Source organism: Pseudomonas sp. TH08, assembly GCF_016651275.1.
In the GTDB taxonomy this organism is placed as follows: domain Bacteria; phylum Pseudomonadota; class Gammaproteobacteria; order Pseudomonadales; family Pseudomonadaceae; genus Aquipseudomonas.
This window is the reverse complement of record NZ_JAEKEE010000006.1, coordinates 154,547-178,305: the sequence shown is the minus strand read 5'-3', so window position 1 is coordinate 178,305 and position 23,759 is coordinate 154,547. Positions and strand designations below refer to the sequence as shown.

Genomic DNA, 23,759 nt, shown 5'->3' with positions numbered 1-23,759 from the left:
CGTAGGAAGCCTGAACCATGGCAGGAAGCAGTTTGCTGGTGCTGATCGATGACATCGCCACCGTTCTGGATGACGTTGCATTGATGACCAAAATGGCCGCCAAGAAGACCGCCGGGGTGCTGGGCGATGATCTGGCGCTCAACGCCCAGCAAGTCTCCGGCGTACGTGCCGAGCGGGAAATTCCCGTGGTCTGGGCGGTGGCCAAGGGCTCGTTCGTCAACAAACTGATCCTGGTGCCGTCGGCGTTGGCGATCAGTGCGTTCGTACCGTGGCTGGTGACGCCGTTGCTGATGGTTGGCGGTGCCTACCTGTGTTTCGAAGGTTTCGAGAAGCTCGCGCACAAGTTTTTGCACAGCGAAGCTGAAGACGAGGCCGGGCATGCGCAATTGACAGAAGCCGTGGCCGACCCGGCGACCGATCTGGTGGCGTATGAAAAGGACAAGATCAAAGGCGCTATCCGCACCGACTTTATTCTGTCGGCGGAAATCATCGCCATCACATTGGGCACCGTGGCAGACGCTTCGCTGACTCAGCAAGTGATCGTGATGTCGGGTATCGCCATCGTCATGACCGTGGGTGTTTACGGTCTGGTGGCGGGCATCGTCAAACTCGACGACCTCGGCCTGTGGCTGACCCAGAAGCCTGGGCAGTTTGCGAAAAAAATCGGCAGCGGCATTTTGAGTGCGGCGCCGTACATGATGAAAACCTTGTCGGTGGTGGGTACGGCGGCGATGTTCCTGGTCGGTGGCGGCATCCTGACTCACGGCGTGCCGGTGGTGCATCACTGGATCGAAGGTGTTGGTGCGGCGGCCGGTTCTGCTGGGTTTGCGGTGCCGATGTTGCTCAACGGTGTCGCGGGGATCATCGCTGGTGCGGTGGTGCTGGCGGTGGTTTCCGTCGTCGGCAAAATCTGGCGCGCCATCAAAGGCTAAACACAGCAGCCTTCTTGTAGGAGCAAAGCTTGCTCGCGAAAGCGGTCTGTCAGTGAAGTCAATATGAACTGACACACCGCTTTCGCGAGCAAGCTTTGCTCCTACAGTTTGATCTTTGTCGTGTCATGAAAAAGGGCCATTCGACTCGCATCGAATGGCCCTTTTTTGTGTCTGCCGAAAACTATTCGGCGATCTGCAACTTGCGGGCTTCGGTGTACACGTAACGCACTTTCTCGTATTCGAACGGCGAGTTCATCTGGCCGTAGCGGAAGCTGGTCTGGTAGCGCTTGTCGACGGCGCGCAGGGCCCAGATTTCCGGATGGTCAGAGCTGACCTCCGAGACATTGAGGAAGTTGATTGCCGATTCGGCTGTGTAATCCACGGCCAGGCCAGCGGTGTCACGAATGTTCGACGGGCCGAGGATCGGCAGCACGAAGTAGGCACCGCCCGGTACGCCGTAGAAACCCAGTGTCTGGCCGAAGTCTTCGCTCTGACGCGGCAGGCCCATGGCCGTCGCCGGATCCCACAGGCCGCCGATGCCGATGGTGGTGTTGAACAACAGACGTGCGGTGGTTTCCATCGAACGCTGGCCCTTGAACTGCAGCAAGCTGTTGATCAGGTTCGGCACGTCACCGAGGTTGTTGAAGAAGTTGCTCACGCCCGTACGCACGAAGCTCGGCGTGACGTAGCGATAACCATCGACCACCGGCAGGAACACCCATTGGTCGAAGCGGTAGTTGAAGTGGTAGACGCGACGGTTCCACTCCTCCAGCGGGTCGTAGACGTTCAGTGCGTTGAGCGTCGAACGTTCGAATTCACGCTGGTCGAGCCCCGGGTTGAACTTGAGTTTGGACAGCGGTTCCTTGAAACCGTCATTGTCGACCACCACCGGAGCGTTGGCTTTACTGTTGTCGGCCTGGGCCACGCCTGCGCAGAGGAGCGCTGCAATCAGCAGGAGATATTTAGCCACGGAAGAACTCCAGCATGGCGTCGCTGTTGACGCGATAGTTAATGTTGCCGCAATGGCCGCCGTAAGGATAAACGGTCAGGCGATCTCCAAACGTCTTGCGCAGGAAACCGAGGTCACCCGGGCCGAGGATCACGTCGTCGGCGTTGTGCATTACCGCGATTTTCGGGCTGTCGTGCAGGTAGTCCTTGAGTGCGTACAGGCTGGCCTGATCGATCAGTTGCAGCAGGCTGCCGCCATCAGTGCGCGCGCGCCACATCGGAATCACCTGATCGGTCAGGTAGCAATCGAAGTCGCATTGCAGCGCACGCTTGAGGAACGGCGTGAGGCTGGTGCCTTCGGTGATCGGAAATTTCGGTGGAGTAATCAGGCCGCGACGGTTGATCAAGTCCGAGGTAAAGGCGATGTCGGCTGCCGAGAAGCGGAACGAGGTGCCGATCAGCATCGCCATCTGCTCGTTGGTCAAATGCTGCTTGGACTGCTGGAAGTCATACAGCAGGGCATCGTTGAGGTCGATGTAACCTTTCTGCTGGAAGTAGCGGGTCAACTTGTTGAGCACCAACTCGTAGAACGTGGTGCTGTTGTTGATGCCTTTGACTTCGGTCTGCACCAGTTTGTCGAGGTTGCTGATCGACGTGTAGAGATTGACTGGCGGGTTGAGCAGCAGGACTTTCTTGAAGTTGAAGCTGCGACGGGTTTCATCCAGATGCGCGACGAACGCGGCATCCAGGGCGCCGAGGCTGTAACCGGTCAGGTAGTACTCGGTGACCGGCAGTTTCGGGTTCTGTGCCCGCACCGCCTGCATCACCCGGTACATGTCTTCGGCGTCTTCCTTGGTTACGCCTGGGGTGGCGAAGCGTGAGGCGGCGCTGATGAAGTCGAAACTGGTCGGCGACGACAGTTGCACGACGTGGTAACCGGCTTTGTAGTAAAGCTTTTTCAGGTATTCGTTGAGCGTGCTGTCATAGCGCGCGCCGGTGCCGGCGATCAGGAAGATCAGCGGTGCGGGCTTGTCCTGTTCGGCGATGCGGTAGGTGAGTTTTTTCACTGCCCAGAAGTTGTCCGGCAGGATGAACGCACGCTCCGGGCGCAGTGTGAGGCTGCGATCCGACTGATTGATGTCGTCGTCCAGCGGCAACTCGGGACGCAAGTCCGGCGGCGTCGTGGCGATGGTCGCCTCGAACGGGTTGGTGAGGGGGTAGCCATAACTGGCGGCGTCGATATCCACCGCCAGTGCGGACGCACTCGAAATAAGGCCGCAGAACAGCGCGGCGAAGCGCAAGGAACGGAGCATGACTAGATCCCTTAGAGGAAGGTGCCGAATGAAGTTCGCAGGCTATGACCACCGGGGTTGCGCCAAAGTGCCATGCCTCGGCACCAAACAGGCTGAATTCGGAGTAATAGTAGCTGGACGATACACTTTGCACCCACAGAATGAACAGTTAACTGTTGTTAGCGCTTGCACACGGCTGGGGGCAGATTAAGCTGGCCGCCGATTTCCGAAGATTGGAGTGTTTCATGTCCCGCCGCTTGCCCGTGATACTGCTGCTCGTTTTATTGCCGCTGTGGCTGGCTGCCAGTTATGGCGCGCGTTATGGCTTTATGGAAGACGGCAAGTGGGTCGGCATCTGCGTGGATGAGGCCAGCCGCTGGGAATGCCAGTTGCGCGCCAACCTTGGGCTGATGATTCACTTCAAGGTGCTGGGCTGGACGGCGCTGGGTGCCGCACTGATCGGCTTTGTCTTGCCCGGGCGGGCGGGGTGGTGGATGGCGGTGTTGGCGCTGGTGTTCGGGGTACCGGCATTGGCGTTGTACAACACGACGTTGGCGGTGTTTGCGTTGGTGATTGCCGGGTTGCGTTTGGTCAGAGCTACCCGTAACGCCTGATAATCTGTCTTCACGAGCAGGCTCGCTCCCACCTTTGGAATGCAATCCCTGTGGGAGCGAGCCTGCTCGCGAAGAGGCCTGATGTCTCGCTGAAGATCAGACTTTTCGAACACCAAGACAGCGCCACAGGGCGGCGACCATCAACGCACTCACCAACGCCCAACCCCACGCCTGCTGATTCTGCAAACCTTCCTGATACAACTGCGGCGCAATCCCCGCACCGACAATAAAGGTCAGCAGAGCAATCTCCCGACGCGGCACGCTGACCGGGCGGCACAGGTAAACCAACGCAGGCACAACAAACGCCATGCTCGCAAAGCTGCGATACCGCGGATCAAAAACCATCTCGAGCATCATCACCGCCGCGGCAAAACCAGCCGCGGCGACCAGCCAGCCCGCGCGCCGTTCCAGCAGATTGAAAGCCCGTTCACGCCAGCCCGTTCGTGCGCTCAGTGTCAGTGCAGCGTGCGCCAGCACCAACAGATTCAACGTGGTCAGCAAGCCAACCCACAGCCATTCGCTGGCAAACCTTGTAGTCACACGCGCCAGATCACCCCAGGCGCCAATCGAACAAGCGGCGAGGGCGCCCAGCAACGGCAGCAGCAGTGCTGCGCGCGTGCTGCGAACACGGCCGCCCAACAGCAGCGTGCCAAGGAAAATCAAACCACCGACTGCCAGCCATTCTTTCCAGTACGGTACGTTCGTTACTGGTCCGGCGAGTATGCCCTTGTCCTGACGATCGGCATCGAACAGCCCCCAATAACCGCCGACCGCGCCTTCACTCGCGCGCTTCCATGGTTGGTCGAAGGCTTCGATCAGGTTGTAGTTCCAGCCCTTTTGTTCAGCCAGACTGACAAAGCCACGAATGAATTTGGCCTCGTTCGCGCGACTCGGCAGAGCGGTCCGGCGTTGGCGTCCTTCGCTTGGCCAGCCCGTTTCCCCGATCATCACGTCTTTGGGCGCAAACATCTTTCCAAACATCTCTCGCACGTCAGTCAGCTGCGATAAGGCCACGTCGATGTTTGATGGATGGTCTTCCCAGTACGGCAGCAAATGGATCGTTATGAAATCCACGGCAGGGGCGATTTCGGGGTGTTTTTGCCAAAACTCCCAGACATCGGCGTAGGTCACGGGTTGTTTGATCTGGCCTTTGACCTTGTTGATCAGCTTCACCAGTTGCCCACCGGTAACTTCTTTACGCAACAACGCTTCGTTGCCGACGATTACCGCACTGACCACATCCGGGTTGGCGTTGGCCGAGGCAATCAGCAGGTCGACTTCCTTTTCGGTGTCCACCGGGTTGCTGTTGACCCAGGCACCGATCATCAGTTTCAGGCCATGCTTGCGCGCCAGATCCGGCAGCGCTTCGAGGCCGGTCATCGAGTAGGTGCGAATGCATTCAAAGCGTGTTGCCAGCAGGGCGAGGTCGGCGTCCATGCGCTCCGGGCGCAACTTGAACGGCACGTCGAAGGGCGACTGGTCTTTGTCGAACGGCGTGTAGGAGGCGCATTGCAGCTTGTGGGTTGGCGTTGCTGCATCCGGCAGGATCACCGGTTTGCCGAGGCCGTACCAGAAACCGCAGAGTGCAAACAGCCCGAGCAGGCAGGCGAAGAGATAAGGCAGAAAGGGCAAGCGGGAAGTCGCGGACATGGTCAGGCCGAGTGGCTGCAAAGCGACGCATGTTACCTGCATTTAACAGGGGGCAGGTGGCCCGCATGATTTTGACATGCAAAGTTCGGGCGGATTATTTGGCGTCATTTATATAGACGCAGTTAATGGCCTTCTGATGTCGTTTCTCGTTGTCTTGAGGTCGCTGACAGAGCAGGTCGCGTTGGTCGTCAGGTTGATTATCAAAGCCGTCAGTACCCTTATTGATAAATCGCGCTGATGTTCCAACGAGTTTGCGGTCAGGCGTGATGGGGGCGCTGTGCACCATAACAATACGTTGACGTCGCCCGTCATCCGTCGGGCGCAGCATTTCGGGGAAGTAACGATGAAGATGCGACGACTTTTAGGCGCAGGTGCCGCACTGGTGCTTGCGATGAGCTCCACTTTCGCCAGCGCTGAAAAACAGACCCTGAACATCGGTTACGTTGACGGCTGGTCCGACAGCGTTGCGACTACCCACGTAGCCGCCGAAGTGATCAAACAGAAGCTCGGCTATGACGTGAAACTGCAAGCCGTTGCTACCGGGATCATGTGGCAGGGTGTTGCCACCGGCAAACTCGACGCCATGCTATCGGCCTGGCTGCCAGTGACCCACGGCGAATATTGGGCGAAGAACAAGGATCTGGTCGTCGATTACGGCCCGAACTTCAAGGATGCAAAAATCGGTCTGATCGTGCCGGAGTACGTCAAAGCCAAGTCCATCGAAGACTTGAAAACCGACGACACCTTCAAAAATCGCATCGTCGGCATCGACGCCGGTTCAGGCGTGATGCTCAAGACCGATCAGGCGATCAAGGACTACGGCCTCGACAAATACAGCCTAAAGGCCAGTTCCGGCGCCGGCATGATTGCCGAACTGACCCGTGCCGAGAAGAAAAACGAATCCATCGCCGTCACTGGTTGGGTGCCGCACTGGATGTTCGCCAAGTGGAAACTGCGCTTCCTCGACGACCCGAAAGGCGTGTATGGCGCGGCTGAAACCGTCAACAGCATCGGCAGCAAAGAACTCGACGCCAAAGCGCCGGAAGTGGCCAAGTTCCTGAAAAACTTCCAGTGGGCGTCGAAAGACGAAATCGGCGAAGTGATGCTGGCGATTCAGGACGGTGCCAAGCCTGAGGCCGCAGCCAAGGCCTGGGTTGCCAAGCACCCGGATCGCGTAGCTGACTGGACCAAATAAAAGCTTCACCACCATAACCTGTGGGAGCGAGCCTGCTCGCGAAAGCGATCTGTCAGTTGATACAAATATCGACTGATCCGACGCCTTCGCGAGCAGGCTCGCTCCCACAGTTTTTTGTGTGTGCTGGAAATTGGCAAAAGTGTCATGGCCTTCTACTACTAAGGTCGTCTGGAACCGCTCCCGCAGCCGCATACATTAGCTATGTTCCAACAATAATCTGTGCTGCGAGGATAAAAACAATGAACGACAGCATTTACCTCTCGATTCAAAACAGTCCCCGATTCAAGGAGCTGGTGCGAAAAAGGGAAAAGTTCGCCTGGATACTCTCGGCGATCATGCTCGGGCTCTACTCCGGATTCATCCTTCTTATCGCCTACGGGCCGCAAGTGCTCGGGGCAAAACTCAGTCCCGAGTCCTCGATCACCTGGGGCATCCCGATCGGTGTCGGCCTGATTGTCTCGGCTTTCATCCTGACCGCTATCTACGTGCGCCGCGCCAATGGCGAGTTTGACGACCTGAACAATGCGATTCTCAAGGAGGCTCAGCAATGATCCGGCGTCTACTGGCTCTTCTGAGCATCTCGGCGTTCGCGCCGGCTGTGTGGGCGGCTGATGCCCTGACCGGCGAAGTCCACAAACAACCGCTGAACGTCGCCGCGATCGCCATGTTCGTGGTGTTCGTGGGTGCGACCCTGTGCATCACTTACTGGGCGTCCAAGCGTAACAAGTCGGCCGCCGACTACTATGCGGCGGGCGGCAAGATCACCGGTTTCCAGAACGGTCTGGCGATTGCTGGCGACTACATGTCGGCGGCGTCCTTCCTGGGGATTTCCGCGCTGGTGTTCACCTCCGGCTACGATGGCCTGATCTACTCGATCGGCTTCCTGGTGGGCTGGCCGATCATTCTGTTCCTGATCGCCGAGCGCCTGCGTAACCTGGGTAAATACACTTTTGCCGACGTGGCGTCCTACCGCCTCGGGCAAACCCAGATCCGCACCCTGTCTGCCTGCGGTTCGCTGGTGGTGGTGGCGTTTTACCTGATCGCGCAAATGGTTGGCGCCGGCAAACTGATCCAGCTGCTGTTCGGTCTCGACTATTACGTCGCGGTGATTCTGGTCGGCATCCTGATGTGCATGTACGTGCTGTTCGGCGGCATGCTGGCGACCACCTGGGTGCAGATCATCAAGGCTGTGCTATTGCTGTCCGGTGCCTCGTTCATGGCGCTGATGGTGATGAAGCACGTCAACTTCGACTTCAACATGCTGTTCTCCGAGGCGATCAAGGTTCACCCCAAAGGTGAGGCGATCATGAGCCCGGGCGGTCTGGTGAAAGATCCGATTTCGGCGTTCTCGTTGGGTCTGGCGCTGATGTTCGGTACCGCTGGCCTGCCGCATATCCTGATGCGCTTCTTCACTGTGAGTGACGCTAAGGAAGCCCGTAAGAGCGTGCTGTACGCGACTGGCTTTATTGGTTACTTCTATATCCTGACCTTCATCATCGGCTTCGGCGCGATCCTGCTGGTCAGCACCAACCCGGCCTTTAAAGATGCAGCGGGCGCTCTGCTCGGCGGCAACAACATGGCGGCGGTGCACCTGGCTGACGCGGTGGGCGGCAGTATTTTCCTTGGGTTTATCTCGGCGGTAGCGTTCGCGACCATTCTGGCGGTTGTGGCGGGTCTGACCCTGGCCGGTGCTTCGGCGGTATCTCACGACCTGTATGCCAGTGTGATCAAAAAGGGCAAAGCCAACGACAAGGATGAGATTCGCGTTTCGAAGATCACCACGATCGCACTGGGGATCCTGGCGATTGGCCTGGGCATCCTGTTCGAAAGCCAGAACATCGCGTTCATGGTTGGCCTGGCGTTCTCGATTGCGGCGAGCTGCAACTTCCCGGTGTTGTTGCTTTCGATGTACTGGAAGAAGCTGACCACGCGTGGCGCGATGATCGGCGGTTGGCTGGGTCTGGTGAGTGCGGTGGGGCTGATGATTCTTGGTCCGACCATTTGGGTGCAGATTCTGCATCATGAGAAGGCGATCTTCCCTTACGAGTATCCGGCGCTGTTTTCGATGATCATTGCCTTTGTGGGTATCTGGTTCTTCTCGATTACTGACAAGTCAGCGGCAGCGGACAAAGAGCGCGCGCTGTTCTTCCCGCAGTTTGTGCGTTCGCAGACGGGGTTGGGGGCGAGTGGGGCGGTTTCGCATTGATCGTTTGATGCTTATCGGTAAGTTGTAGCGTTTTACTGAATGCCCTGGTCGAGAGATCGGGGCATTTTTTTGTGGGCTGTGTTTTTTTGATTGTGTACATATCCGTTGCTGCGGTAACGGCTGCTCGGGGTTCCGCCCTTACGGCGGGTCACCTTTTCCAAACGCCGAAAAGGTAACCCAAAAGGCTTTACCCTGACGTACGGCCCTCGCTGAGGCTCGGGTTCCTTCGCTCCGGGATCGATCCGGGCGCATCGCCTACGGTTTGCTTCGCTGCACCTCCTCTCGATGCATTTGGCTGCGCCAAACGGTCGCTGCGCTCCCACCCCCGGATCAATCCCTCCACTCAGCCTTCCGACGGGCCTTCTGGATCAAGAGCGGTACTCTAGCTAACGCTCATTGTGTTGAGTGGGGCGGCATGCGCCGCGTTTTGAGGTGTACTCATTTTTTTGGCAGTGATGGCGGCCTGACAGCCGACCAGTCTCTAGCAGACTGCATACGATCCCATTGTAGGAGTGAGCCTGCTCGCGATGACGGCCTGACATCCGACCTGTTTCTGCCGGTTGTACTCGACCCCTGTGGGAGCTGGCTAGCCAGCGATGACAGCCGACCAAGCTCTGGCAGGTGTACCCATTCCCTGTAGGAGCTGCCGAAGGCTGCGATCTTTTGATCTGTTTTGGCTTTAGCTTTGCTGTTGCTCTCCAGCCCCTTCGGCAGGCCGAGCGTAGGTGTTCATCCGGGGGTTAGGCGCGCAGCGCCGTTTGGCGAAGCCAAACACATCGAGAGGAGGTGCAGCGCAGCAAACCGTAGGCGATGCCCCCGGATGGACACCGTAGCGAGGGAACACTGAGCCTAGGCGAAGTGCCGTACGCCGGGGCCAAGCCTTTTGGGTTACCTTTTCGGCGTCTGGAAAAGGTGACTCGCTGTAAGAGCGAAACCGCCAGAAACATCACCCGCAGCAACGGATATGCCCCCCAACCCCAATCCCCCCTCCAAACAACAAAATCAAAAGATCGCAGCCTTCGGCAGCTCCTACAGGGGAAAAGTCAGGCTGCGATCTTTTGATCTGCTTTGGCTGTTGATCTCCAGCCCCTTCGGCAGGCCGAGCGAAGGTGTTCATCCGGGGGTAGGCGCGCAGCGCCGTTTGGCGAAGCCAAACACATCGAGAGGAGGTGCAGCGCAGCCAACCGTAGGCGATGCCCCCGGATGGACACCGTAGCGAGGGAACACTGAGCCCAAGCGAAGTGCCGTACGCCGGGGCCAAGCCTTTTGGGTTACCTTTTCGGCGTTTGGAAAAGGTGACTCGCTGTAAGAGCGAAACCGCCAGCGGCAGCAACCGCAGCAACGGATATACAATCAAATCCCGAAATCCCAGACAAACAAAAACGGCCCCTATATAAATAGAGGCCGTTCCCGGTACAACTTCAAGACATTATCGCAAGACAGGTCTTATTTGCGGTCTTCCAGCTTGGTCAGATCACGCGACTCATAACCGGTATACAACTGGCGCGGACGGCCAATCTTGTACGGGCTCGAAAGCATCTCTTTCCAGTGCGAAATCCAGCCAACAGTACGTGCCAGGGCGAAAATCACAGTGAACATGCTGGTAGGAATGCCGATCGCCTTGAGGATAATCCCCGAGTAGAAGTCGACGTTCGGGTACAGCGAGCGTTCGATGAAGTACGGGTCGGTCAGGGCGATCTCTTCCAGGCGCATGGCCAGTTCGAGTTGCTTGTCGTCCTTGATACCCAACTCTTTCAACACTTCGTCGCAGGTCTGCTTCATTACAGTGGCGCGCGGATCGCGGTTTTTGTAAACGCGGTGACCGAAGCCCATCAGTTTGAACGGATCGTTCTTGTCCTTGGCCTTGGCGATGAACTTGTCGATGTTCGAAACATCGCCAATTTCATCGAGCATGGTTAGCACAGCTTCGTTCGCACCGCCGTGGGCAGGGCCCCACAGTGCGGCGATACCGGCGGCGATACAGGCGAACGGGTTGGCACCCGAAGAGCCCGCAAGGCGTACGGTGGAAGTCGATGCGTTCTGCTCGTGGTCGGCGTGGAGGATGAAGATCCGGTCCATGGCCTTGGCGAGCACCGGGCTGATCGGTTTGATCTCGCAAGGGGTGTTGAACATCATGTGCAGGAAGTTTTCCGCGTACGTCAGATCGTTGCGCGGGTACATCATGGGTTGGCCCATGGAGTACTTGTAAACCATCGCTGCCAGGGTCGGCATCTTGGCAACCAGGCGGATCGCGGAGATTTCGCGATGCTGCGGGTTATTGATGTCCAGGGAGTCGTGGTAGAAGGCCGAGAGGGCGCCGACTACACCGCACATGACGGCCATCGGGTGGGCGTCGCGACGGAAACCGTTGAAGAAGGTTTTCAACTGCTCGTGAACCATCGTGTGGTTTTTCACGGTGCTGACGAACTGGGCCTTCTGTTCTGCAGTCGGCAATTCGCCGTTGAGCAGCAGATAGCAGGTTTCCAGGTAGTCCGACTTTTCAGCCAGTTGTTCGATCGGGTAGCCGCGGTGCAACAGAATGCCGTTGTCGCCGTCGATATAGGTGATCTTCGACTCGCACGAGGCGGTCGACATGAAACCAGGGTCGAAAGTGAAGCGGCCCGTGGCCGTCAGGCCCCGAACATCGATTACATCGGGACCAACGGTGCCGGTTAAAATGGGCAGCTCGACGGGGGCTGCGCCCTCGATGATCAACTGCGCTTTTTTGTCAGCCATGTGGCCTCCTATTTATGCTTGAACCATCAGACAGACCCCCCACGCAGGGCCCGCACCACTATAGTGAGATAAATTCGAATGTCAATTTGCCTAAAGTCTTGCTCCAGAAGGCTTTAAGCGCACTTTTTCCTCGAAATTGACTGCCATTTACGCCTTTTATACGACTTGTGCAATCAGCTATTTGGGGTAGGTGATTGCGTTGTCATTAGTAGCCTAACTGTCTATACTCGGCCACCGACCGCCAAGGGCTTTTGGGCCTGCTTTATTGGGGGTCGCATCCCTGGGTGGTGGTTACCTGACCAGTGCACTCCCCAACAACTTTGCCCTGATTGTTAGGGGCTCTTCAGTGTGAAAAAAAAGCCGTGAAAAGCCAACGACCTGTAAACCTAGACCTAAGGACCATCAAACTCCCCATCACCGGCGTTACGTCGTTTCTTCACCGTGTTTCCGGCATCATCCTCTTCCTGGGCCTCGGCTTCATGCTTTATGCATTGGGCAAATCCCTGGGTTCCGAGGAAGGTTTTGCCGAAGTGAAGGCATGCTTGACCAGCCCGCTGGCCAAGTTCGTAGCATGGGGCCTCCTGTCCGCTCTGCTGTATCACCTGGTAGCCGGTGTGCGCCACTTGATCATGGACATGGGCATCGGTGAGACGCTGGAAGGCGGCCGCCTGGGCTCGAAAATCATCATCGCCATTTCCGTGGTGCTGATCGTTCTGGCAGGAGTTTGGATATGGTAACCAGCGTTACGAACCTTTCGCGTTCGGGCCTCTATGACTGGATGGCGCAACGTGTGTCTGCGGTTGTTCTCGCGGCTTATTTCATCTTCCTGATCGGATACCTTGCAGCGAATCCGGGCATTGGCTACGACCAGTGGCACGGCCTGTTCGCTCACAACGGGATGCGTATCTTCAGTCTGCTGGCCCTCGTTGCCCTTGGCGCTCACGCCTGGGTCGGCATGTGGACCATCGCGACCGACTACCTGACGCCGATGGCGCTGGGCAAGTCCGCGACTGCAGTACGTTTCCTTTTCCAGGCAGTATGCGGCGTCGCGATGTTCGCTTACTTCGTCTGGGGTGTGCAGATTCTCTGGGGTATCTGATTCATGGCTAACATTCCAACGATTTCTTTCGACGCCATCATTATTGGTGGTGGCGGTGCCGGCATGCGCGCTGCGCTGCAACTGGCGCAGGGCGGTCACAAGACTGCCGTGATCACCAAGGTCTTCCCGACCCGTTCGCACACGGTGTCCGCCCAGGGCGGTATCACTTGCGCCATCGCGTCCGCTGACCCGAACGATGACTGGCGCTGGCACATGTACGATACCGTCAAGGGTTCCGACTACATCGGTGACCAGGACGCTATCGAATACATGTGTCAGGAAGGCCCGGCTGCCGTTTACGAGCTGGACCACATGGGTATGCCGTTCTCGCGTACCGAGCAAGGCCGTATCTACCAGCGTCCGTTCGGTGGTCAGTCCAAGGACTACGGTAAAGGCGGGCAGGCTGCCCGTACTTGCGCCGCTTCCGACCGTACCGGTCACGCGCTGCTGCACACCCTTTATCAGGGCAACCTGAAAGCCGGTACCACGTTCCTGAACGAGTACTACGCTGTCGATCTGGTGAAAAACCAGGAAGGCGACTTCGTCGGTGTGATCGCGATCTGCATCGAAACCGGCGAAACCACCTACATCCGCGCTAAAGCCACCGTATTGGCTACCGGCGGTGCAGGTCGTATCTATGCATCCACCACCAACGCCCTGATCAACACCGGTGACGGCGTCGGCATGGCTCTGCGTGCTGGCGTGCCGGTACAAGACATTGAAATGTGGCAGTTCCACCCAACCGGCATCGCCGGCGCCGGTGTACTGGTTACAGAAGGTTGCCGTGGTGAAGGTGGTTACCTGATCAACAAGCACGGCGAGCGTTTCATGGAGCGTTATGCTCCGAACGCCAAAGACCTTGCCGGTCGTGACGTGGTTGCTCGCTCGATGGTTAAGGAAATCATCGCCGGCAACGGTTGCGGTCCGAATGGCGACCACGTAATGCTCAAACTCGACCACTTGGGCGAGGAAGTGCTGCACAGCCGTCTGCCAGGCATCTGCGAACTGTCGAAGACGTTCGCTCACGTTGACCCGGTTGTTGCGCCGGTTCCGGTTGTTCCGACTTGCCACTATATGATGGGCGGCGTTGCCACCAACATTCATGGCCAGGCGATCACCCAGAACGCCGAAGGCGTGGATCAGATCATTCCTGGTCTGTTCGCGGTAGGTGAAGTGGCTTGCGTATCGGTTCACGGTGCCAACCGTCTGGGCGGCAACTCGCTGCTCGACCTGGTGGTATTCGGCCGCGCTGCCGGCCTGCACCTGGAAAAAGCGCTGACCGACGGCATCGAATACGACGACGCTACCGAAGCCGATATCGAAGCTGCACTGTCGCGTCTGAACGCGCTGAACAGCCGTACCGATGGCGAAGACGTTGCAACCCTGCGTCGCGAGCTGCAAAGCTGCATGCAGAACTACTTCGGCGTATTCCGCACTGGCGAATACATGCAGAAAGGTATCGCTCAGCTCGCTGATCTGCGTACCCGCATCGCCAACGTGAAGATCAACGATAAGTCGCAGGCGTTCAACACTGCCCGTATCGAAGCGCTGGAACTGCAAAACCTGCTGGAAGTGGCTGAAGCTACCGCCATCGCTGCCGAAGTCCGTAAAGAGTCGCGCGGTGCTCACGCCCGTGAAGACTTCGAAGATCGTGACGACGAAAACTGGCTGTGCCACACCCTGTACTTCCCGGGTGACAAGCGCGTCACCAAGCGTGCCGTGAACTTCTCGCCGAAGACTGTTCCGACTTTCGAACCTAAAGTCCGGACTTATTAAGGGTGACCGCCATGTTGAAAGTCAGTGTTTATCGCTACAACCCTGATCAGGACGCTGCGCCGTTCATGCAGGAATTCCAGGTCGATACCGGTGGTAAAGACCTGATGGTGCTGGACGTGCTGGCCCTGATCAAAGAGCAGGACGAGGGTTTCTCCTATCGTCGCTCTTGCCGTGAAGGCGTCTGCGGCTCCGACGGCATGAACATCAACGGCAAGAACGGTCTGGCGTGCATCACGCCGCTGTCTGCCGTTGTAAAAGGTAACAAGTTGGTTGTTCGTCCGCTGCCAGGTTTGCCGGTTATCCGTGACCTGGTCGTCGATATGAGCATCTTCTACAAGCAATACGAGAAGGTGAAGCCTTACCTGCAGAACGACACGCCGGCTCCGGCCATCGAGCGTCTGCAGTCGCCTGAAGAGCGTGAAAAGCTCGACGGTCTGTACGAGTGCATCCTGTGCGCTTGCTGCTCGACCTCTTGCCCGTCCTTCTGGTGGAACCCGGACAAGTTCCTGGGTCCAGCTGCACTGCTGCAAGCTTATCGCTTCCTGGCAGACAGCCGTGACACCAAGACCAGCGAGCGTCTGGCTTCGCTCGATGACCCGTTCAGCGTATTCCGCTGCCGGGGCATCATGAACTGCGTCAACGTATGTCCGAAAGGCCTGAACCCGACTAAGGCCATCGGTCACATCCGTAACATGCTGCTTTCGAGTGGCGTGTGATTCAGCTGCTGTAACCGCTGTACCGTAGAGGCTGTGGCGCGGGCTTCAACCCGCGTCATGGCTATAACCAGAGCAGTAGCCACAAGCTGCCGCTCTTATTTTGAAGAAATGAGACAAGCAGGGGCATCCGGGCTGGTACCCGGACTATCAGTGTGATCCTAAGTGGCTTGTTTTAGTCGCTGCATTCGGACTTCTGCAAGTTTGCTCGGTGTCGACATCGATGGTGTTCCCCTAACCGAGGGTGACCAAGCATGCAAGAAAGCGTGATGCAGCGCATGTGGAACAGCGCCTACCTTTCAGGTGGAAACGCTGCCTATGTGGAAGAGCTTTATGAGCTCTACCTGCACGACCCTAACGCTGTGCCAGAAGAGTGGCGCACCTACTTTCAGAAGTTGCCTGCCGACGGCAACTCTGCCACTGATGTTTCGCACTCCACAATTCGCGATCATTTTGTGCTGCTGGCAAAGAACCAGCGCCGCGCTCAACCGGTTTCCGCCGGCAGCGTGAGCAGTGAGCACGAGAAGAAGCAAGTTGAAGTGCTGCGATTGATCCAGGCCTACCGTATGCGTGGCCACCAGGCAGCCCAGCTTGACCCGCTGGGGCTGTGGCAGCGTCCTGCACCTGCAGACCTGTCGATCAATCATTACGGCTTGACCAATGCCGATCTTGATACGACCTTCCGTGCCGGCGACCTGTTCATCGGCAAAGAGGAAGCGAGCCTACGCGAAATTCACGAAGCGTTGCAGCAGACATATTGCCGCACCATCGGCGCTGAATTCACGCACATCACCGATTCCGAGCAGCGCCAGTGGTTCCAGCAGCGTCTGGAAAGCGTGCGTGGTCGTCCGACGTACTCCGCCGACATCAAGAGCCACCTGCTTGAGCGCGTGACTGCCGGTGAAGGCCTGGAGAAATACCTGGGCACCAAATACCCGGGTACCAAGCGTTTCGGTCTGGAAGGCGGCGAAAGCCTGATTCCGATGCTCGACGAACTGATCCAGCGTTCCGGTTCCTACGGCACCAAGGAAGTCGTCATCGGCATGGCTCACCGTGGCCGTCTGAACGTGCTGGTCAACACCTTCGGCAAGAACCCGCGTGAGCTGTTCGACGAGTTCGAAGGCAAGAAAAAGGTCGAGCTGGGTTCCGGTGACGTTAAATACCACCAGGGCTTCTCTTCCAACGTGATGACCGCCGGCGGTGAAGTTCACCTGGCCATGGCGTTCAACCCGTCCCACCTGGAAATCGTTTCCCCGGTGGTAGAAGGTTCGGTTCGCGCCCGTCAGGATCGTCGTAACGACCCGACTGGTGAGAAGGTTCTGCCGATCTCCATCCACGGTGATGCTGCATTTGCAGGTCAGGGCGTGGTCATGGAAACCTTCCAGATGTCGCAGACCCGCGGTTTCAAAACCGGCGGCACCGTGCACATCGTGATCAACAACCAGGTTGGTTTCACCATCAGCAACCCGCTGGACTCGCGTTCCACCGAGTACGCCACCGACGTTGCGAAGATGATCCAGGCGCCGATCCTCCATGTGAATGGCGATGATCCGGAAGCCGTGTTGTTCGTGACTCAGCTGGCCATTGATTACCGCATGCAGTTCAAGCGTGACGTGGTGATCGACCTGGTCTGCTACCGTCGTCGCGGCCACAACGAGGCCGACGAGCCAAGCGGCACCCAGCCTCTGATGTATCAGCAGATCACCAAACAGCGCACCACGCGTGAGCTGTACGCTGATCGTCTGACCCAGTCCGGTGTACTGGACGTTGAACGTGTTCAGGCCAAGGTCGACGAATACCGCAACGCGCTGGACAACGGTCTGCACGTAGTGAAATCGCTGGTCAAAGAGCCGAACAAAGAGCTGTTCGTGGACTGGCGTCCGTATCTGGGCCACGCCTGGACTGCGCGTCACGACACTCGCTTTGATCTGAAGACCCTGCAGGAACTGTCCGCCAAGCTGCTGGAAATTCCGGAAGGCTTCGTGGTTCAGCGTCAGGTTGCGAAGATCTACGAAGACCGTCAGAAGATGCAAGCCGGCGGCCTGCCGATCAACTGGGGTTACGCCGAAACCATGGCGTACGCGACTCTGGCGTTCGAAGGTCACCCGATCCGCATGACGGGTCAGGACATCGGCCGCGGTACGTTCTCGCACCGTCACGCTGTGCTGCACAACCAAAAGGACGCGGGTACCTACATTCCTCTGGCGCACTTGTACGACGGTCAGCCACGTTTTGACCTTTACGACTCGTTCCTGTCGGAAGAAGCGGTATTGGCTTTCGAATACGGCTACTCGACCACCACGCCGGATGCGCTGGTGATCTGGGAAGCCCAGTTCGGCGACTTCGCCAACGGTGCACAGGTTGTAATCGACCAGTTCATCACCAGTGGCGAGCACAAGTGGGGCCGTCTCTGCGGTCTGACCATGCTGTTGCCACACGGTTATGAAGGTCAGGGCCCTGAGCACAGCTCGGCACGTCTTGAGCGTTACCTGCAATTGTGTGCCGAGCACAATATTCAGGTCGCCGTTCCGACCACGCCAGCTCAGATCTACCACTTGCTGCGTCGTCAGGTGATTCGCCCACTGCGCAAGCCGTTGATCGTACTGACGCCGAAGTCGCTGCTGCGCCACAAGCTGGCCATCTCGACACTGGAAGATCTGGCCGAAGGTTCGTTCCAGACCGTGATCCCGGAAATCGATACTCTGGACCCGAAAAAGGTCGAGCGCGTTGTTCTGTGTAGCGGCAAGGTTTACTACGACCTGCTGGAAAAACGCCGTGCCGAAGGCCGTGACGATATTGCCATCGTGCGTATCGAGCAGCTGTACCCATTCCCTGAGGACGACTTGAAAGAAGTCCTGGCTCCTTATACCAACGTCAAGCATGCCGTTTGGTGTCAGGAAGAGCCGATGAACCAGGGTGCCTGGTACTGCAGCCAGCATCACTTGCGTCGTAGCATCAGCAACCTCGACAAGTCTCTCGTACTTGAGTACGCGGGCCGTGAGGCTTCTGCTGCACCTGCTTGTGGTTACGCATCGATGCACGCCGAGCAGCAGGAAAGTCTCCTGCAAGCCGCGTTTACCGTTTAATGCCTTCGCGCACCTGAAACCGAATTTAAGGAACTACAGATAATGGCTATCGAGATCAAAGCCCCCACTTTCCCGGAATCGGTTGCCGATGGCACCGTTGCCACCTGGCACAAAAAACCGGGCGACGCTGTCAAGCGCGACGATCTGATCGTTGACATCGAAACTGACAAGGTCGTACTGGAAGTTCTGGCTACTGCTGACGGCGTGCTGGGCGCAATCGTCAAGAACGAAGGCGACACCGTTCTGTCCGACGAAGTCCTGGGCTCCATCGAAGCGGGCGGCGCTGCTGCCGCTGCTCCAGCCGCCGCTGCTGCTCCGGCCGCTGCAGCCGCTGCACCGGCTGCTGGTGAAGGCGAAGACGATCCTGTTGCTGCTCCAGCCGCGCGCAAGCTGGCTGAAGAAAACGGCATCAACATCGCTTCCGTTGCCGGCACCGGCAAGGGCGGTCGTGTGACCAAGGAAGACGTGGTTGCTGCTGTTGCTGCCAAGAAAGCCGCACCGGCTGCCGCACCTGCCAAGGCTGCTGCTCCTTCGGCTGCCGCTCCTGTGTTCGCCGCTGGCGACCGCATCGAGAAGCGCGTACCGATGACCCGCGTTCGTGCCACTGTGGCCAAGCGTCTGGTTGAAGCTCAGTCGAACATGGCGATGCTGACCACTTTCAACGAAGTCGACATGACCGAAGTCATGGCCCTGCGTTCGAAGTACAAGGATCTGTTCGAGAAGTCCCACAACGGCGTACGCCTGGGCTTCATGTCGTTCTTCGTGAAAGCGGCCACCGAAGCGCTGAAACGCTTCCCGGCTGTCAACGCGTCGATCGACGGCGGCGACATCGTTTACCACGGTTACGCGGACATCGGCGTTGCCGTTTCCAGCGACCGTGGCCTGGTTGTTCCGGTTCTGCGTAACGCCGAACTGATGAGCCTGGCTGAAATCGAAGGCGGCATCGCAACATTCGGCAAAAAAGCCCGTGACGGCAAACTGTCGATGGACGAGATGACCGGTGGTACCTTCACCATCACCAACGGTGGTACCTTCGGTTCGATGATGTCGACCCCGATCGTCAACCCGCCGCAGGCAGCGATTCTGGGCATGCACAACATCATCCAGCGTCCTATGGCCATCAATGGTCAGGTCGTTATCCGTCCGATGATGTACCTGGCACTGTCCTACGATCACCGTCTGATCGATGGCAAAGAAGCTGTGACCTTCCTGGTGACCATCAAGAACCTGCTGGAAGATCCGGCTCGTCTGTTGCTGGATATTTGATAGAAGCAGCTGCAAGTCTCAAGCTGCAAGCTGCGAGTAACCGCAGTTTGGCTTGAGGCTTGCGGCTTCACGCTTGCTGCAAAAAAGAGGATTTTTTGAATGTCGCAGAAATTTGACGTAGTAGTGATCGGTGCCGGCCCTGGCGGTTACGTAGCTGCCATCAAGGCCGCGCAGCTGGGTCTGACCACTGCCTGCATCGAGAAGTACACCGACGCCGAAGGCAAGCAAGCCTTGGGCGGTACCTGCCTGAACGTCGGCTGCATTCCTTCCAAGGCGCTGCTGGACAGCTCCTGGAAATACAAGGAAGCCAAAGAAAGCTTCAACGTTCACGGTATCTCGACTGGCGAAGTCAAAATGGACGTCGCTGCGATGGTTGGCCGCAAGGCTGGCATCGTCAAGAACCTGACCGGCGGCGTTGCCACCCTGTTCAAGGCCAACGGCGTTACTTCGATCCAGGGCCACGGCAAACTGCTGGCTGGCAAGAAAGTCGAAGTCACCAAGCCGGACGGCTCGGTTGAAGTCATCGAAGCTGAAAACGTGATCCTGGCTCCAGGCTCGCGTCCAATCGACATTCCACCGGCTCCGGTTGACCAGAAAGTCATCGTCGATTCGACGGGCGCACTGGAATTCCAGACCGTACCTAAGCGTTTGGGCGTGATCGGCGCTGGCGTAATCGGTCTGGAACTGGGTTCGGTATGGTCGCGTCTAGGCTCCGAAGTAGTTGTTCTGGAAGCACTGGACACTTTCCTGATGGCAGCGGACACCGCTGTTTCCAAGGAAGCGCTGAAAACCCTGACCAAACAAGGTCTGGACATCAAGCTGGGCGCTCGCGTAACCGGTTCGAAAGTCAACGGCGACGAAGTCGTTGTTAACTACACCGATGCCAACGGCGAACAGACCATCACTTTCGACAAGCTGATCGTAGCCGTTGGTCGCCGTCCGGTGACCACTGATCTGCTGGCTTCCGACAGCGGCGTGACCCTCGACGAGCGCGGTTTCGTGCACGTTGACGATCACTGCGCGACCACCGTACCGGGCGTTTTCGCCATCGGTGACGTGGTTCGCGGCATGATGCTGGCTCACAAGGCATCCGAAGAAGGCATCATGGTTGTCGAGCGCATCAAGGGCCACAAAGCCCAGATGAACTATGACCTGATCCCTTCGGTTATTTATACTCACCCGGAAATCGCGTGGGTTGGCAAAACCGAGCAGGCCTTGAAAGCTGAAGGCGTTGAAGTTAACGTCGGCACCTTCCCGTTCGCCGCTTCCGGCCGTGCCATGGCCGCCAACGATACCGGTGGTTTCGTCAAGGTCATCGCTGATGCCAAGACTGACCGCGTATTGGGCGTGCACGTGATTGGCCCGAGCGCTGCAGAGCTGGTTCAGCAGGGCGCGATCGGTATGGAATTCGGCACCAGCGCTGAAGACCTGGGCATGATGGTTTTCTCCCATCCGACCCTGTCTGAAGCCTTGCACGAAGCTGCTTTGGCTGTGAATGGCGGCGCCATCCACATTGCCAACCGCAAGAAGCGTTAACAGACAATAAGAAACCACGGCGGTAACGGCCCGTCGTGAGCCTTGCGAGCAAGACTCACCGCGGAATGTCCGCTGGACGCAGTCTTGCGTAGCTCAGCTACGCAAGCAGCAGTCACAGGTGGCGCGGCACTCAAACGAGCGCAGCGCCGAATGCGCAGTACCTAACGAAGACGGTAAAAAGCATGAATCTTCACGAGTATCAGGGTAAGCAGCTGTTCGCTGAATACGGCCTGCCAGTTTCCACTGGTTACGCAGTAGACACCCCGGAAGCAGCAGCAGAAGCTTGCGACAAAATTGGCGGCAGTGAGTGGGTTGTCAAAGCCCAGGTCCACGCCGGTGGTCGCGGTAAAGCGGGCGGCGTCAAGCTGGTTCGCAGCAAAGAAGACGCCAAAGCCTTCGCACAGCAGTGGCTGGGCAAGCGTCTGGTGACTTACCAGACTGATGCCAATGGCCAGCCAGTCACCAAGATCCTGGTTGAATCGTGCACTGATATCGCTAAAGAGCTGTACCTGGGCGCTGTCGTTGACCGTTCGAGCCGTCGCATCGTGTTCATGGCTTCCACCGAAGGTGGCGTGGACATCGAGAAAATCGCTCACGACACTCCAGAAAAAATTCTCAAAGCCACTATCGATCCACTGGTTGGCGCTCAGCCATTCCAGGGTCGCGAGCTGGCATTCCAGCTGGGTCTGGAAGGCAAGCAGGTTGCTCAGTTCGCCAAGATCTTCGTAGGTCTGGCCAAACTGTTCAAGGATCACGACCTGGCTCTGCTGGAAGTGAACCCGCTGGTGATCAAGGCTGACGGCGATCTGCACTGCCTCGACGCCAAGATCAACATCGACGCCAACGCAATGTACCGTCAGCCTAAGCTGAAGACTTTCCACGATCCGTCGCAAGACGATCCGCGCGAAGCGCACGCTGCCAAGTTCGAACTGAACTACGTAGCACTGGAAGGCAACATCGGCTGCATGGTCAACGGTGCTGGCCTGGCCATGGGTACCATGGACATCGTCAACCTGCATGGCGGCAAACCAGCCAACTTCCTCGACGTAGGTGGTGGCGCTACCAAAGAACGCGTTACCGAAGCGTTCAAAATCATTCTGTCCGACACCAACGTCGCTGCAGTACTGGTTAACATCTTCGGCGGCATCGTTCGTTGCGACATGATTGCCGAAGGCATCATCGGTGCAGTGAAAGAAGTCGGCGTGAAAATCCCGGTTGTTGTTCGCCTTGAAGGTAACAACGCTGAGCTGGGCGCTAAAGTACTGGCAGAAAGCGGTTTGAACATCATCGCTGCTACCAGCCTGACCGACGCTGCTCAACAAGTTGTCAAAGCTGCGGAGGGCAAATAATGAGCGTCCTGATCAATAAAGACACCAAAGTTATCTGCCAGGGTATTACCGGTTCGCAAGGTAGTTTCCACACCCAGCAAGCCATCGAATACGGCACCAAGATGGTTGGCGGCGTAACTCCAGGCAAAGGCGGCACCGAGCACCTGGGTCTGCCAGTGTTCAACACCGTTAAAGACGCAGTAGCGGCCACTGGCGCTACCGCCAGCGTGATCTACGTTCCGGCTCCTTTCTGCAAAGATTCGATCCTGGAAGCTGCTTTCGGCGGCATCAAGCTGATCGTCTGCATCACCGAAGGCATTCCTACCCTGGACATGCTGGATGCCAAAGTAGTTTGCGACGATCTGGGCATTGTCCTGATCGGCCCTAACTGCCCAGGCGTGATCACTCCGGGCGAGTGCAAGATCGGCATCATGCCAGGTCACATTCACTTGCCAGGCAAGGTCGGTATCGTTTCGCGTTCCGGCACCCTGACCTACGAAGCTGTGAAGCAGACCACTGACGCCGGTTTCGGTCAGTCGACTTGCGTCGGCATCGGTGGTGACCCGATCCCGGGTTCGAACTTCATCGACATCCTGAAGCTGTTCCAGGAAGACCCGAAGACCGAAGCGATTGTAATGATCGGTGAGATCGGCGGTTCGGCTGAAGAAGAAGCGGCTGCCTACATCAAGGCACACGTGACCAAGCCGGTTGTTTCCTACATCGCTGGTGTGACTGCTCCTCCGGGCAAGCGCATGGGCCATGCTGGCGCAATCATCTCTGGCGGCAAAGGCACTGCAGACGAGAAATTCGCTGCACTGCAAGACGCAGGCGTTAAAACCGTGCGTTCGCTGGCAGACATCGGCAAGGCCCTGGCCGAGCTGACTGGTTGGGCCGTCAAGTAAGCCTCGCGCTTAGCTGACGCTTTACCAAACAAAGGCCACCTTCGGGTGGCCTTTGTCGTTTCTGCAATATGGAGTTTTGCAAAGGATTTTTGTGGCGAGGGGATTTATCCCCGTTGGGCTGCGAAGCGGCCCCAGACCCGATGTATCCAGCCAATCGAAAAGCGCTAGAAGTTCTCAATCAGGGCTGCTTCGCACCCCAACGGGGCGGTGCGACGTTTCGCTAAATCCCCTCGCCACAGGGGTCGGGCTCTACCTACAGAGTTCCCTGTAGGAAAAATAGATACGTAAACGCGACACAGAAACGTCGCGTATCGGATAGTTCGCCCTCTAACAGTGCGTTTGTAAGCCAAATTCGTTAGGCTAGCAGCCATTTTTGCGTCTGCCGCCCACAAGGCATGCAACGCGCTTTAAGGGTCAGTCCCATACGGATCGACAGCATTTCCCTAATTACACAGGGCAATCCCCCTCTAAATTCCGATT

General features: G+C 57.6%; 18 protein-coding genes. 14 read left to right on the top strand and 4 right to left on the bottom strand.

Features of this window, described 5'->3' with window-relative positions:
* Window positions 1-17: 17 nt before the first annotated feature.
* Window positions 18-932: a DUF808 domain-containing protein gene (locus JFT91_RS27140; RefSeq protein WP_201234404.1), complete on the top strand. Its 915-nt coding sequence runs from the start codon at window positions 18-20 to the stop codon at window positions 930-932.
* Window positions 933-1,113: 181 nt separating this feature from the next.
* On the opposite strand, the gene JFT91_RS27135 is transcribed toward JFT91_RS27140, so the two are convergent.
* Window positions 1,114-1,902, bottom strand: coding sequence for an MlaA family lipoprotein (locus JFT91_RS27135; protein WP_201227397.1), 789 nt, complete (start codon window positions 1,900-1,902; stop codon window positions 1,114-1,116).
* Window positions 1,895-3,193: a lipid asymmetry maintenance lipase MlaY gene (mlaY, locus tag JFT91_RS27130; protein WP_201227396.1), complete on the bottom strand. Its 1,299-nt coding sequence runs from the start codon at window positions 3,191-3,193 to the stop codon at window positions 1,895-1,897. Before mlaY ends, JFT91_RS27135 begins: the two co-directional genes overlap by 8 nt.
* A 224-nt stretch (window positions 3,194-3,417) precedes the next feature.
* Between mlaY and JFT91_RS27125 the strand changes: the two genes are divergently transcribed.
* A complete protein-coding gene (locus tag JFT91_RS27125; protein ID WP_201234403.1) occupies window positions 3,418-3,786 on the top strand; it encodes a hypothetical protein in 369 nt (122 codons plus the stop codon).
* A gap of 96 nt (window positions 3,787-3,882) precedes the next feature.
* Here the strand turns inward: JFT91_RS27125 and JFT91_RS27120 are convergent, their stop codons facing one another.
* A complete protein-coding gene (locus JFT91_RS27120) occupies window positions 3,883-5,478 on the bottom strand; it encodes a glycoside hydrolase family 17 protein (RefSeq protein WP_201234402.1) in 1,596 nt (531 codons plus the stop codon).
* Window positions 5,479-5,779: 301 nt separating this feature from the next.
* Here JFT91_RS27120 and JFT91_RS27115 point away from each other — a divergent pair, with 301 nt between their 5' ends.
* The 3 genes from JFT91_RS27115 (at window position 5,780) to JFT91_RS27105 (ending at window position 8,837) form a co-directional block, all read left to right on the top strand.
* Window positions 5,780-6,631 carry a glycine betaine ABC transporter substrate-binding protein gene (locus JFT91_RS27115; protein WP_201227393.1) on the top strand — a complete coding sequence of 284 codons (852 nt, stop codon included), beginning with the start codon at window positions 5,780-5,782 and terminating at the stop codon, window positions 6,629-6,631.
* 239 nt (window positions 6,632-6,870) lie between these two features.
* Window positions 6,871-7,182, top strand: coding sequence for a DUF485 domain-containing protein (locus JFT91_RS27110; RefSeq protein WP_201148229.1), 312 nt, complete (start codon window positions 6,871-6,873; stop codon window positions 7,180-7,182).
* The gene (locus JFT91_RS27105; RefSeq protein ID WP_158831984.1) at window positions 7,179-8,837 is read left to right on the top strand and encodes a cation acetate symporter; all 1,659 of its coding nucleotides are present in this window, start codon (window positions 7,179-7,181) and stop codon (window positions 8,835-8,837) included. Before JFT91_RS27110 ends, JFT91_RS27105 begins: the two co-directional genes overlap by 4 nt.
* Before the next feature lie 1,446 nt (window positions 8,838-10,283).
* Here JFT91_RS27105 and gltA read toward each other — a convergent pair.
* Window positions 10,284-11,573 carry a citrate synthase gene (gene gltA, locus JFT91_RS27100; protein WP_008077946.1) on the bottom strand — a complete coding sequence of 430 codons (1,290 nt, stop codon included), beginning with the start codon at window positions 11,571-11,573 and terminating at the stop codon, window positions 10,284-10,286.
* 362 nt (window positions 11,574-11,935) lie between these two features.
* On the opposite strand from gltA, the gene sdhC reads away from it, so the two are divergent.
* The 9 genes from sdhC (at window position 11,936) to sucD (ending at window position 23,279) form a co-directional block, all read left to right on the top strand.
* Window positions 11,936-12,310, top strand: coding sequence for a succinate dehydrogenase, cytochrome b556 subunit (gene sdhC, locus JFT91_RS27095; protein ID WP_045122948.1), 375 nt, complete (start codon window positions 11,936-11,938; stop codon window positions 12,308-12,310).
* Entirely contained in the window at window positions 12,304-12,672 is a 369-nt protein-coding gene (gene sdhD, locus JFT91_RS27090) for a succinate dehydrogenase, hydrophobic membrane anchor protein (RefSeq protein ID WP_007977503.1), read from the top strand. The genes sdhC and sdhD overlap by 7 nt, the downstream gene beginning before the upstream one ends.
* 3 nt (window positions 12,673-12,675) lie before the next feature.
* Window positions 12,676-14,448 (top strand): succinate dehydrogenase flavoprotein subunit, encoded by a 1,773-nt coding sequence (gene sdhA / locus JFT91_RS27085; protein WP_201148227.1) that lies wholly within the window; start codon window positions 12,676-12,678, stop codon window positions 14,446-14,448.
* Window positions 14,449-14,459: 11 nt separating this feature from the next.
* On the top strand, window positions 14,460-15,164 hold the full coding sequence (locus JFT91_RS27080) for a succinate dehydrogenase iron-sulfur subunit (protein WP_201148226.1): 705 nt from the start codon (window positions 14,460-14,462) through the stop codon (window positions 15,162-15,164).
* Window positions 15,165-15,415: 251 nt separating this feature from the next.
* Window positions 15,416-18,247, top strand: coding sequence for a 2-oxoglutarate dehydrogenase E1 component (locus JFT91_RS27075; protein ID WP_201227392.1), 2,832 nt, complete (start codon window positions 15,416-15,418; stop codon window positions 18,245-18,247).
* Window positions 18,248-18,289: 42 nt separating this feature from the next.
* A complete protein-coding gene (gene odhB, locus JFT91_RS27070; RefSeq protein ID WP_201234401.1) occupies window positions 18,290-19,513 on the top strand; it encodes a 2-oxoglutarate dehydrogenase complex dihydrolipoyllysine-residue succinyltransferase in 1,224 nt (407 codons plus the stop codon).
* 99 nt (window positions 19,514-19,612) lie between these two features.
* Window positions 19,613-21,049, top strand: a complete 1,437-nt coding sequence (gene lpdA / locus JFT91_RS27065) for a dihydrolipoyl dehydrogenase (protein ID WP_034156249.1) — start codon at window positions 19,613-19,615, stop codon at window positions 21,047-21,049.
* 182 nt (window positions 21,050-21,231) lie between these two features.
* Window positions 21,232-22,398: an ADP-forming succinate--CoA ligase subunit beta gene (gene sucC, locus JFT91_RS27060; protein WP_007919879.1), complete on the top strand. Its 1,167-nt coding sequence runs from the start codon at window positions 21,232-21,234 to the stop codon at window positions 22,396-22,398.
* Complete coding sequence (gene sucD / locus JFT91_RS27055) at window positions 22,398-23,279, top strand: succinate--CoA ligase subunit alpha (RefSeq protein ID WP_158830677.1); 882 nt, start codon at window positions 22,398-22,400, stop codon at window positions 23,277-23,279. Before sucC ends, sucD begins: the two co-directional genes overlap by 1 nt.
* Window positions 23,280-23,759 lie beyond the last annotated feature (480 nt).